Annotated in this window: 4 protein-coding genes; 3 read left to right on the top strand and 1 reads right to left on the bottom strand. The window is 42.1% G+C overall.

Annotated elements, in window-relative coordinates; all coding sequences use genetic code 11:
• Nucleotides 1-46: 46 nt before the first annotated feature.
• Complete coding sequence (gene dnaE, locus R0123_RS02430; RefSeq protein ID WP_323842981.1) at nucleotides 47-3,796, bottom strand: DNA polymerase III subunit alpha; 3,750 nt, start codon at nucleotides 3,794-3,796, stop codon at nucleotides 47-49.
• 294 nt (nucleotides 3,797-4,090) lie between these two features.
• Here dnaE and R0123_RS02425 point away from each other — a divergent pair, with 294 nt between their 5' ends.
• The 3 genes from R0123_RS02425 to recD are packed head-to-tail and all read left to right on the top strand — an operon-like array spanning nucleotide 4,091 to nucleotide 14,133.
• Nucleotides 4,091-8,209 (top strand): exodeoxyribonuclease V subunit gamma, encoded by a 4,119-nt coding sequence (locus tag R0123_RS02425; RefSeq protein WP_323842980.1) that lies wholly within the window; start codon nucleotides 4,091-4,093, stop codon nucleotides 8,207-8,209.
• Between the two features lie 19 nt (nucleotides 8,210-8,228).
• The gene (locus tag R0123_RS02420; RefSeq protein ID WP_323842979.1) at nucleotides 8,229-12,122 is read left to right on the top strand and encodes a UvrD-helicase domain-containing protein; all 3,894 of its coding nucleotides are present in this window, start codon (nucleotides 8,229-8,231) and stop codon (nucleotides 12,120-12,122) included.
• A gap of 16 nt (nucleotides 12,123-12,138) precedes the next feature.
• The gene (gene recD / locus R0123_RS02415) at nucleotides 12,139-14,133 is read left to right on the top strand and encodes an exodeoxyribonuclease V subunit alpha (protein WP_323842978.1); all 1,995 of its coding nucleotides are present in this window, start codon (nucleotides 12,139-12,141) and stop codon (nucleotides 14,131-14,133) included.
• Nucleotides 14,134-14,137 lie beyond the last annotated feature (4 nt).

Genomic DNA, 14,137 nt, shown 5'->3' with positions numbered 1-14,137 from the left:
ATAAAAGTGGGGGATATCACATTTTTAAATGTTAAGCCGTATCAAGCTACCTTAATATGATATTCTCTGGTGGTAAAATCGCCTGCAAACCGCTGATGACAGTATCGCTAGGGCATAAGCGAAAGCGGTCATTTACCATAAGTTTTGAGATGCTGCAATCATCGTATAAGAACAGCGATACAGGCAAACAGCCGTCTTTGATGATGGCAGGCTTTGGCATGATGATTTCATTGCCTTCTTCATCATAGGCAACCGCATCTTCAATGCTGTCTTCGTCTTCAAAAATAGGCATGTCTTCTGGTGGGTGATTTTCTTTTAATAAAGACAAAATGCCAGCTAAGGCGGTTGTATCGTGGGTGTGTAATTTGATATTAACAGCTGACAAATGTTTTAATCGAGCTTGTGTTAAAGACATCGCATCTTGCATTCTGGCAAAAACTCGTCCATCAGACTCACGCACGCTTAACTTTGCGATGATGATTGCCCCATTTAAATCCTCAATGGTTTCCCAGTTTTCTTTGGGAATTTTTCGTAATTCAGTGGCGTTGGGCGTTTTGGCCTCTAGCACCGATTTTAGATGGGTAAACTTATCGGTAAAACAGCTCACCTCTACACGACAACTGCCATCATCAAGCGTGATGGCGACTCGGTTGCCAAAGTTGGCGACATCAATGACCAGCCCTGCAACTCGAGCATATTTATTATGACCTGTATCGCCAAGTTCAGAAAGTTGGGTGATGTTGGTGTACTTTTTGAGCTCGGTTCGGTATTTGTCAAGTGGATGTCCTGTCAAATACAGCCCCAGTGTGTCTTTTTCGCCTTTTAAACGAGTCTGATCGCCCCAGATGACATTGGGCAATTCTGGAGCGACTGACAATCCATCATCAACCTCACCAAATAAATCAAAAGTACCAGCCAGCTCGTTTTGGCGATTTTGTTCGGCAACCTGAGCAGCGGCTGGCAGTTGTTCCCAAAGTCCGCCACGGATATGATGGCGTAGTTCTTGGGCGGCAAATTCTGGTTTGATCTTTACTGCCAAATCATCAAAGCAACCTGCACAGATGAGTGCTTCTAGGGCTCGTTTGCCAACTTTTTTAATGTCCACACGATTGCAAAAATCATAGAGGTCTTTAAATTCGCCATCTTTTCTTGCCCTGACAATGCTGGCGACCGCCTCTTCACCCACGCCCTTGACCGCACCGAGTCCATAGATGATGGTCTTATCATCTTGGACGACAAATCGCCAATCGCTGTGATTGACGCTTGGTGGAATGACAGACAAATCAAAGTTGTCTTTGCAATCAGAAATTAAAAAGACAATTGTGTCGGTGTCGTCCATTTCTGATGTCAAAACGGCCGCCATGAATTCAGCAGGGTAATAATATTTTAAATAAGCCGTTTGATAAGCAAGCACACCATAAGCGGCTGAGTGTGATTTATTAAATCCATAGCCTGCAAACTTCTCTACCAAATCAAATATCTGCCCTGCCAGCTCACCTGATACGCCTTGCCCAATCGCCCCTTCAACAAAAATACTGCGTTGTTTTGCCATCTCTTCGGGTTTTTTCTTACCCATGGCACGGCGAAGCATATCAGCACCGCCTAGTGTATAGCCTGATAGAACTTGGGCAATTTGCATGACTTGTTCTTGATAAACAATGACCCCGTAGGTGGCTTTGAGTGGTGCTTCTAGCCATTCATGTTGAAAATCTGGGTGGGGGTAGGCAGGCTCTTGAATGCCATGTTTGCGGTCGATAAAGTCTGTTACCATGCCAGATTCTAATGGACCTGGGCGATATAAGGCACACATCGCAATAACATCTTCAATATTGGTTGGTTTTAGCTGTTTTAGGTATTTTTTCATGCCCGAGCTTTCAAGCTGGAATACAGCGGTGGTATTGCCTGATTGCAAGACGGATTCATAGACAGCACTGTCGTTAAGGGGTAGTTTTTCTAGATCAATGGGTTCTTGACCAAGTTTGGCACGAGTGGTATTGATGTTATCAACTGCTGCTTGAATGACGGTAAGGTTACGAAGACCTAGGAAGTCAAATTTCACCAGACCTACCGCCTCAACATCATCTTTATCAAACTGGCTGACTGGGTGTCCTTCATCATCACAATACACGGCAGAAAAGTCAGAAATGCGATTGGGAGCGATGAGTACACCACCTGCGTGCTTACCAACATTTCTAGTGATGCCTTCAAGTTTTTCTGCCATGTCCCAAATTTCCAAAGCAGCTTCGTGGTCTGGGTGAGTGGAATCTTGACTCAGCAATTCTCTAAGTTGCTGTTCTTCTTGTACGGCCTCAGCAAGCGAAATGCCGGGAGTTTTTGGAATGAGTTTTGACATTTTGTCAGCAAGACCCAGTGGTTTGCCTTGTACACGAGCAACATCTCGCACTACCGCACGAGCTGCCATTGTACCAAAAGTGATGATTTGTGATACCGCTTTACGCCCATAAGTGCGACCTACATAGTCGATAACTCTGTCTCGCCCTTCAATACAAAAGTCAATATCAAAGTCGGGCATGGACACACGCTCAGGGTTTAAAAAACGCTCAAAAAGCAAATCGTATTCAAGTGGGTCAAGGTCGGTGATATTTAGGCTGTATGCCACCAGTGAGCCTGCTCCTGAGCCACGACCTGGACCAACTGGCACACCATTGGCTTTTGCCCAGCGGATAAAATCCATGACGATGAGAAAATAACCCGGAAAACCCATTTTTAAGATAATGTCTAGCTCATAATTTAGGCGGTCTTGATAGCTTTTAAGTGTCTTATCCCAATTCTCATCACGGGTGTGGGTAGGATAAAGCTTAGCAAGGCGTTGGTCAAGGCCTTCATTGCTCACTTTTCTAAAAAAGCTCTCAATCGTCTCACCCTCAGGAATGGGGAAGTCGGGCAATACATTAATCCCAAGCGTGAGTGTTACATTGCAGCGGCTGGCAAGCAGTGTGGTGTTTTTGATGACTTGGGGAATGTCGGCAAATAACTTTGCCATCTCGTCTTGTGTACGAAAATACTGCTGTTCGGTGTAGTTTCTTGGGCGATGTGGGCTGTCTAGCGTCCAGCCTGTGGCAATGCATACACGAGCCTCATGAGCATCAAAGTCGCTACTGACTTCGTCATCTTTACCCAGATTTTGATGCTCTGGCACAGGGTTCATAAAGCGGACATCATTATGGGCGATGATGGCGATGCCAGCTTGTGAACCTTGAATGATGGCTTGGCGATTATAGCCATCGTCGCCTGTGTGTGTGCGTTTAATGCCAAGATATAAGCGATCACCAAAGACCTCTTGCCATGGTCTGACACAATTGGCAAAAGATTCTGGGTGATTGCCCTTTAAGACATTTGCTGTCTCAGAGCGGTCGGTCAAGATGGCGATGATGCCATCATTGTGAGCAAACAAGGCATCTTTGGTGATGATGGGTGTATGGACAGATACTGTGCCATTGTCGTTCTTGGGGCGGTCGGTGTAGGCATCGGATAATAGGCGAAGGAGATTTTTGTAGCCGTCATTATTCATTGCATAAAGCATGACAGTGTGAGCATTTTCTTCGGCTGTGCGGTCGATGGCATCGCCAATAGTTGCCTCCAAGCCGATGATGGGCTTAATGCCTGCTGCTGTGCAAGCCTTATAAAACTTGACCACAGCAAACATATTGTTCAAATCCGCCAAAGCCAACGCCGTCTGCCCATCTGCCTTAGCAGCCTTAACTAAGTCTTTGATACGCACAATAGAATCGACGATGGCGAACTCGCTGTGTACGCCCAAATGCACAAATGCCATGAATGTCCTTGATGTTGCTAGATGTGAAGCATGAATGGCAAATTATAGCATTGATTGGGGTATTTTTTAAGTGCTGATGAGAAAATATAGCAAATTTAGCTTGCAATAAACTTGTAATAAAATAAAAGAATTTTTGGCCTAAGATTGGCTGATGTTTTTTGGCTAAAATTTTTAAATCTAATGGCTAAATTCATCAAATCAAGGTACAATTTGGGGTGTTGTTTTATTCATAAAATTTTCCCAAAGTTTTTTTATTATTCATCATCATTCATCAAATCTTTTAGCCAAAAAATTATGTTTCAAATCATTCAATCTAATGACACGGACGAACTGGTCAATCAACTCATTCATTTTTATGAGCAAAACCAGCAATACGGTTTGCTCCAAGACTCAATTTTTCGTCCGTTTACCGTCATTGTGCCATCTGTGGTGCTTGGCGATTGGCTATCTAAGCAAGTGGCTGTAAAAGCAGGCATCAGTACACTATTAACAGCTCAGTTTTGGGGGCAATACCAATGGCAGATGATTGATAAAGTGCTAAAAATTGATGCTCGTATTAATGACGATGGGTTGGCGGTGCCTGAGGTGGCTGTGCTGTCTGGGTCGGTCATGCGTTGGCGGATTTTTGGATTTTTAAGTCAAATCGTCAAAGTGGATTTGCAGCGAATTTTAGATGATGAAACGAATGTTTTGCACTTTTTATTCAAGCCACTTGCTGATACGATAACGGTCGCTTCACCTGATAAGCACTCACATTTTGGGCAATCACGCATTTTAGAGCAACGACTGTGGCAAGCGTGCGATGAACTTGCTAAAGTTTATGTACGATATCTGACGCATCGCCCAGAGTGGTTACACGCTTGGGGCGTGGGTAAGCCATTACCTGTGGCGGTTGATGACATGATTCGTCAAAAGGATAAATTTGCCGACAGTTTTGGGCAAGAAAATGAGACGCCAGAGTGGTTATTTGCCCATTATAATGCCCTTGAAAAACTGCTTCGTTATTTGTGGCAGGCATTGTTTAGTGAGGTTTATGAATATCGTGAACGACTAGAAGAGCGGTTTTGGCAGGTGCTAGACGGCAAGCGTGGCCAAGTGGCTTGTGCGACAGCCATTGATGAGATGCCAAAGGAGCTGTATTTGTTTACGGTTCAAACAATCCCTCAGGTTGAGCTTATGTTTTTGAAGCGGTTGTCATCAAAAATTAATGTCCGACTGTTTCATTTAAACCCATCAAAAATGTTTTGGGCGGATATTGTTGATAAAAACTGGCTTTTAACTCAGCAAATCATCAAGCCTCACATGGTCTATTTAAAAGACTTTGGGCATGGGCTGTTGTCAAGGCTTGGCAAAGAGTCTCGTGAAACTTTTGCCATGCTTGCTGATATGTCAGGCGGTGAATTTTATTATGAACAGTTGAATGATGATTGGGTCAAAAACAACCAAAATAGCGACAATGGCACAGATGATACAAAAGATTTGAATCATGCTGGCATTAAAATTGATTGGCAGGACAAATTCATCGCTAAGACAGGAAATGGTATTTTACAAAAGCTAAAACAAGACATTTTAATGCTCGGTGTGGATGATGGTGGTGTGGCAATGGGTGAAATGCTGTCCATTTTGACACAAAAAACCCATCAAAAGCCCACCTTGACATTGCATGGTCAGCCAAATCATGCTTTGCAAGAGCTTAGCATTCATGCTTGCCACAGCCTAAAACGCCAGCTAGAAATCGCTCGCACGATGATTGCCAAATACCTTAATACCGATTATGGTGATGGTGTGATTAGACAGTTGTCTGATGTGGTGATACTGTTGCCTGATGTTGAAAATGCCCAAAATGTGATTCGTTCGGTATTTGTTGATGGCGTGGGTGTAGATGGGCTAAGACTGCCCATTAAAATCACAGGGGTAAGCGACCGCACCATTGATGAACTGATGCAGGCGATCATTGGTTTTTATCGCTTGTTGGGGGAAAAAGAGGCTCGCTTTTATGCACAAGATTTTTTTGAATGGTTGATGAATCCTAGTATCTATGAAAATTTTAATTTAACCTTTGACGATGCTTATCGTGCCAGAGAGCTACTCATGCAGGCGGGTTTTAAGCGTGGCTTTGATGCACGCCATATCAGCACAACCTTGCATGATGCAGATACTGATTATCGCTACACTTTTAGTTATGCACTTGACCGTATTGTTATGGGATTTATCGCCCCAGATAGCCTAGATGCCAGTGAAGTGTTACATCCTTTTGATTGGATAGATTCTCACAATAAGGAGGCGACATTACCTATTGATGGCATTGGGCTAAACGATACACAAATTGTTGTGGCATTGTGCGCCATGCGTGAAGCCTTATTAAAATTTTCTGATGATTATCAGCGAATTGATACCGTACAAGCATGGCTTCAAAAAATTGAGCATGAGGTGATTGATGGCTATTTTTATGGCATGAAACAAACCGTGCAAATGCGTGCGATTTTTGAAGCAAAAAATGCCATGATGTCAAGCCTTAGGGCCAATGTTAATTATCATAAACAAATACATGATGACACAGCTTATGTTGCCCAAGATGACATTTGTCTTAGCCTTGAATTTGTACTAGAAAGCTTGGCAGAGGCAGTGGGTATGCAGGCGATAGCCGCCGAGCCATCTGGCGTGATTACGGTGGCAAGATTTGGTGCATTGCGAAGCATTCCATTTGGCTTAACATTGATGCTTGGCATGAATTTATCTGCTTTTCCACGCCAAGATAACAATTTTCGCCTAGACCTTATGCGAGCTGGGCTAAAACGGCGTGGCGATCGCACCAATGAAGATGATGATAACGGAGCTTTTTTGGACGCCGTGTTATGCACAAAAGATGCTTGTGCAATTTTTTATGATGGCATCAGTGCAGATGGCAATACGGTGCTGCTACCAGCTTCTCCTGTGGGTGAGTTGATTGAGTTTTTTAAGGCAGATGTTGATTGGCAATTGGCTGACATCAAAGACGAGAATGTACAGTCGTTAGCATTATTGCTACCAAACTTAATTGAGCGATATTTAGTAACCTACCATCACGCAATGAGCTTTGAAGAGGGGGTATTTTATGAGAATCGCTCTTTTGAGATTAAAGATGATGATTTTTTCAAAAACACCCTAAGTCAATTGATTGACAATAAAAAGCGAGAACAAAAACTGTCTTTACCACCTGCACCCATCTGGCAACAAGTCAGGAAAATCATTGATGACCAAAAGTCATCTGATGATAAACCTTTCGTTATTTTGCCAAGTGATGATGAAGTGGGGCATATTGCAAATATTTTGGTTAAAAACAATCAAGGCGAAAATATTGATGAAGATATGGACGAGCTTTTTATTACATATCGCCTGAAATTGCCAAATTATCTGACCGCACAAACGATTGCCAATGTCATCAAATCACCCATACGACATTATTTGCGTGGTAAATTTGCCATTGATGATGGGGCTGATGATGATCAGATGAATGAGCCATTGTCGCTTGACGGGCTGGGAAATTGGCAATTATGCCAAATGATTGCACAAGTTTTTGGTACAGGTGTGTTTGATGGTAGGGCGGTAGAAGAGATAGACCTTAAACAACTGTCTAATAATAAGCTGTCTGGGCAAGATTTCTCCCAAGAAGCGTTAATGCGACTTAGCACCTTGTACCATGACTCATTGCTTCCTGCTGGTGTGGTGCGTTGGCGTGTTTTGCAAGATGGTATTGGTTTTGTGGGTAAGAGATTTTTGGCATTTTTTGATGTCATCAAACAGCACGCTTTGGCAAGTGGCGTGGCACAACCAACTGATTTTTCAGCCATGATGACCACAACGCATGAACAGGTGATGACGCTCAATATGGGGCAATATCCTATAAAAGTTGTTGCCAGCGTGCCGATGTGCGATGAGACGCTTTGGCTAAATCTATTGGTGAGTCGGGCGTCTGCTGATAAGTTGATCGGCTTTTGGGTGCATCATCTGATTTGGCAGATTCATCGAAAAACAACCCAAGATGATGTGGTGCATGGGCGTGGGGCAAGTATTTGGCAATATCAAGGCTCATCATCACAGCTAAATGCCTTAAAACTAAAATCGGCTGACACTTATCAATTTGCACCCATGCTTGCAGAGGTTGCCAGGCGGTATTTGGTGAATTTGGTGTTATTTGTGTTGATCGGTGCTAAGTTGCCAATTGCCCTAATGCCATTAAATGCTCTTATCATTGCCAAAGCAGGTGGCGACATGAGTCAAGTGGATATTAATGACGAGTGGGTTGATGAATTGGTTGCTTTGGTAATTGGCGATATCAGCCCAGATGAGGTGCTAAGTACGATAGGGCGATTAAGCGTGCCTTTGTATGAAACGATGTTACAACAAATCAAAACGCTTGATAGTGATTCATAATCAACATAAAAAGACTGACATGACAACAAACACAACCACCACCGACCTGCCACCTGCCATTGCTTGTACTCTAAAAGGGGTGTATTTGATCGAAGCATCTGCTGGTACGGGCAAAACTTGGACGCTTACAGGCATTATTTTACGCCTGCTTGTTGAGCAAAGATATGCCCCAGAGCGTATCATTGCCACGACTTTTACTCGTGCTGCTGCCGCTGAAATGCAAGAGCGTATCCAAGAACGCTTATCGGTATTTTATCGGTATCTGACTTGGGTAAAGTCAAGGCAACTTGCATATTCTCATTGGTTTGTTGATGATTTGAGCATTCATGAACGAGTTAATGAACTGGTGTCTGTGGCGATTTGTGCTCATATCGAGGGTGCAGACGACCCCATCAATGTGCATTTGATGAACCATTTATTAAGTCAAGATGCAAAAGTTTTTGATGATGCGATACGCCGAGTAGGGCTATTGCTTGCCACGCTAGATAAATTGTTTGTAGGGACGCTTGATAGCCTTGCTCAAAAATGGCTCAAAGAATTTTCTGCTGAAATAGGACATCGTCCCAAAGCTGATATTCTTTATGACAGTGCCGACATCACAACTGCCATCATTCATGATGCTTTGCGTCAAGAGCACGCTCGTATCATGATGCACGAGCCACGCCTATATGAAGTCATTCGTCATAGTGATATTTTTAGTGATTTGGATAAAGCTTATCATTCGGTCAATTTGACCATGCAATTTTTTGGTTCGCCGATTGATGAGTCTATTAATATTGATGATGCGTATCTTATTGATTTACAAAAACAAATAGATGAATTTTTGCAGGCAGACTTTTTGCAATTTGACGCATTTAAAGATAAAGATTATCGCACAAAAAACAAAATAAATGGTAGAAATGCCTTACTAAACCATTGGCATTATTTGTTTGAAATTTGTGATTTGATGAAAAATTTTGGTGTCAATTTCATACATCATCTTGCAAAACACCATATCAAATGGCTAGATGGTATCGCCAGTGTTATAGATAAAGACAATGTTTTTAATAAGGGGTATGACGAGAGTGTTAAGAAAAATTTAATGGCTTTTATTGAGCATGATTTGACAAAATTGTCAGAGATTTATCATCAAATCAATGACATACAAAATCATTATCGTGCCTATTTATATCGCCAAATTGCCCTAGAGGTGCAGGCCAAAACGCCTGTTTGGCTAGAAAATCAGCACAAGACCACTTTTACCATTCAAATGAATAGGCTTAATCAGGCGTTAAAAGCAAGTCCAAATCTGGCGCGCCACATTCGCCATCGCTACCCTGTGGCACTGATTGATGAGTCGCAAGATGTCAATGGGGCACAAGTTGAGCTGATAAGACAGATTTATCTGTCCGACATAAAAAAACAGTCAGAAAAAACGGACAGGCAAAATGATGGCAAGTCATCTTATGGTTTTGTACTATTTGTTGGCGATCCTAAACAAGCGATTTATCGTTTTCGTGGGGGTGATGTTGCCAATTATAATCGCATGAAAAATATTGGCAAAGACAGCCAAAACCAAAAACCCATGATTAAGCAACACTTAACACTGACTGTCAATCGCCGTTCCAATAAAACCCTGATTGATGCCCTTAATGCTTGGTTTTCTGGTGGACAAGATAATCAGCATGCTAACTTGGGCGATGGGATTTTTTATCAGCAAATCACCGCTCATCATCAAACGCAAAATTTGTCTTGGCAATCGTCCGATCAAACGCTGCCTAGCTATTTGGGTCATTTGCCTTTTGCCATGCTGCATTTGGCAAAAGACAGCGAGCATAACCTACTCCAATTGACCGCTTGGCACATTAACAGTGTGTTACAAGGCGGCCATACCATACAGACACCAGATGGCAGGCGTGCCATACGACCTAGCGACATTGCAATATTAACCGCTCGGCACGATAGCCTGACTGGCATCAAATCTTATTTAGATATGCTCAACATTCCATCTATCGCTGCTCGTGAAATCAATGTGTTTGAAACACAGGCAGGGCAGGATATTCATGCTTTGTTAATGGCGTGTATGGATATGGGTAATGTTGAAAAATTAGGCAGGCTTTTGACATCATCACTTTTTGGACAAAGTCTTGATGAGGCGATGATGATTTTGGGTGTGCATGACAATGACAAAACAGATGTGCAGTTAAAATCTAATTTATTGATTTATCTTAATAAGGTTTTTGAAAAATGGCGACATTTTGGTGTCGTTAATGCTTTAAATTTTGCCTTATCTACCCATCCTTTTTATCCGCATGATCATTCGTTGTGGCTGGATATTGCCAAGTTTGGTGAGCGGTATTTGGCAGATATTTGCCAGATTTTAGAGATTGTTGGTGGGCAGGAGCATCTGCAAATGTTGGCATTTATTGACTGGTACAAAATGCAAGCAAGATTGGGTGGAGATGTCGCTGATGAATATAAAAGGATGACCCTGCCGAGTGAATCTGGCATCAGCTTAATGACCATGCACGCATCAAAGGGGCTTGAATTTCCTATTGTTTATGTGCTTGAATTGGACAAGGCGGTGCGAGCAAATAATACGATGTTCTATCCGTATAGCAATGAGCGATTTGAAAGACGCATTTCGCCCACACCACATAAGATAGGCCAGCCAAATTATTATCAAGAGCAAGACCAAAAAGAAAGCCTTGATGAAAAAAAACGCTTGGGCTATGTGGCTTTGACTCGTGCATCTGAGCAACTATTTATTGTGGCTGAGGACTTGTCATCAAAAAGACAGCTTGATTTGCGACCACTATTTTTATGGTGTGAGGCAAATGATGAAAAGCTGTCTTTGCCCATCAGAATGCAAGCAAAGATGGACTGGCTGAATCTAGATGCTGATGATTTCATCAAAACACCGTATTGCTCAGGTGATGTGGATTTGCATAAGATTCCTTATCACCATTGGCAACAGACCATGCCTACTACGCAGTTTTTTGGGGTGTATCAGACCAGCTTTACGGCCCTTGTCAGTCAGCTTGATAAAAAAACCAAGTCTTTGATTGGTCAACCTGACCATGATGAGGTGGCGGTTGTGGTAACAGATGATGAGATGATAACAGCAGATGATGATATTCGTAGCGTTTTCATGCGTGGTGTGATTGCAGGCGACTTTTTGCATCAAGTGCTACAAAAAGTAAACACACAAGGCGAACCAATTGAGCGTCTAAAAGCGATAAGCAAAACGATAGATGAAGTGGCACGCTATTTGGGCTTAACTGACTATATGAGTCAAAATATGAGTCAAAATGCTCAAAAACTGCGTAACCATGATGTATTGATTGATGATGAGACCACCTTGCATCATCGGCTTGTTTTGTGGCTAAATGATGTTATTCATGCACCGTTTTATGCGTCTAAAACAAATTTGGTGAGTCTTAATGCCAACAATAGTGTTCGTGAAATGAGTTTTGTACTGGGTCTAAAACAGCATTTTGGCATCAATGAACTTAATGTTGTATTTAAAAGATACAGCGACCGACCAATACAGCTCACCAAAGATGGCAATCACAGACCATTGTATCGTTACCTAAAAGGTGAAATTGATTTGATGTATGAAAAAGATGGTAAGTTTTATGTGCTTGATTATAAATCAAATTTTTTAGGAAATTCGCCAAAAGACTATCATTTAGCAGCCATGAACGAGGCGATGGATAAGGCGGGTTATTGGCTACAAGCTGCAATCTATCAAGTGGCATTGCACCGCCTACTAAAAATTCGTATCAGCAACTATATAGGCAATGAGGATAAGTATTTGGGTTCGGTGGAATATTTGTTTTTGCGTGGTGTCTGTGATGATGAGGCACTTGGGCGACTGGTGTGGAATGTGCCTGTTGAGCTGGTGTTAAATTTGGATAAATTGTTTAACTAAACTTTAAAATATTATGATGAATACAACCGTAATTGACCGCTATTTGACCACACGCATTCTTGAAAATGCCAGCTGGTATGGTAATAAAAAAATGCTCAGTACCAACTTTGCTTTGGGCAAGTATGAACAAAGTCTATTTTATGTGGTGAGTTTGGCAAGTATGCTGTCCTTATCAGAGGGGCATACAGTGATGATTTTGTCAAAAAATCAAGCCGATGGCTGGCAAAATTTACTTTTGCCCATTCAAGAATATCTGTCATCATACAGTAAAAATGAGCAATTTTTGCTGGATTTTGATGTCATATTCAGGCATATTGATGAAAATGCCAGTGATCAGACAGCCCTTAAAAATCTGATCAATCAGTATCTTAGCGATTTTCATCTTGCCATACAAGATGTTGCTGGCACAAGCAGGCAGTCTATCGGCAAAAATGAGCTTGGTGATATTTTACTACACTTACTTAGAGTATATTATTTTATTAAGTTTGTCTTAAATAATGACATGGGTGAGCTGGTAAAGTTTTTGCAGTCTAGCCATCTTTTTGCCCATCATCAGACCGTCCAAGTTGGCACGCCGATTGTCTTTAAAAATAGCAATGAAGCACTTTATATATGGTCAAACCGTGCCTATCATGCTGAGCAAATAGCAATGAGACATATTGAGAGGATTTGTGGGGCGGATATTGCACCATTTGGTCTGACTGATTTGTCTGATGAGTTGAACATTGAACAAAAACAAGCGGTTGAGATGGTCAGTCAAAAACCATTTGCCATCATCACAGGCGGACCTGGAACAGGTAAGACTTTTACAGTGGCACAAATCGTACTGGCATTGATTGGGCAAAATCCTAACATTGATTTGGCGTTATCAGCCCCTACAGGAAAAGCAGCACAGCGTATGAGTGAATCGCTACAAAATACACTGCAAAAAAATGCTGTCAAAATCAGTCTGCCAGAGCCTAAGACCATCCATAGACTGCTTGGCATTGGTCAACATGGTGTGCCAAGATATCATGAAAAAAATCCACTACCACATGATGTGATTATTATTGATGAAGCCTCCATGTTGGGGGCAGAGCTGTCTTGCCATTTATTATCAGCGGTTAAAATTGGGGCAAGGTTAATTTTATTAGGAGATGCACATCAGCTTGCAGCGGTGGAAGCTGGGGCGGTGTTGGCAGATTTGTGCCTTATACCTGCTTTGTATGCTCATCGTGTTCATCTTGTGGAGTCAAGGCGTTTTGATGCTGATTCGGCTGTAGGAAAATTGGCAAAGCTGATTAACAAGACTGATGATGTTTTAGATGAGTTGCAAAGCGTACAAGCGTTAGTTAGTTATTATGATGATTTGAATTTCATCAATATTTTAAAAAATACTAATTATTACAATGAGTTATCAAAAGGTTATGAAAGCTACTTTCAACACACCAAGAGTCTGTTATCTTATTTTGATGGCCATTCTGATGAAAAAAAGCAGGTTTTGATCAAAGAATTGATTGAAAGCCTAAATAAATACCGTATTTTGACCGCCTCTCATTCGGGTATGGCTGGTGATATAAAAATTAATGATTTTCTTGCAAAATACCATAGACAATACCTTAAAATGGGATTGACTGCATCGCAGTGGTATCATGGAAGGGTGGTGATGGTACAAACCAATCGCTATGACTTGGGATTGTTTAACGGTGATGTGGGCGTGTGCCTGCGTGACGATGGAGAGTTGGTGGTTTATTTTGATGGTGATGTTTTAAGAAAAGTTTCGGTTGCCATGCTTGGTGGTGATACGGTGGCGACTGCTTATGCCATGACGGTGCATAAATCGCAAGGCTCGGAATTTGAAAGGGTTGCGGTGGTGTTTGATGATACCAATACTCGCTTGCTGTCCAAGGAGCTGATCTATACAGCGGTTACTCGTGCTAAGAAAAAAGTGGATATTTTTGCCACATCAAATGGTTTACAGCTTGCCGTAACTACACCAACAGTGCGAACCACTGGGCTTGGGTTGTTGTGATTTT

This window comes from Moraxella sp. Pampa (genome assembly GCF_035181385.1).
GTDB lineage: Bacteria > Pseudomonadota > Gammaproteobacteria > Pseudomonadales > Moraxellaceae > Moraxella.
The sequence above is the reverse complement of the archived record's forward strand: the minus strand, read 5'-3'. Positions and strand labels throughout refer to the sequence as shown.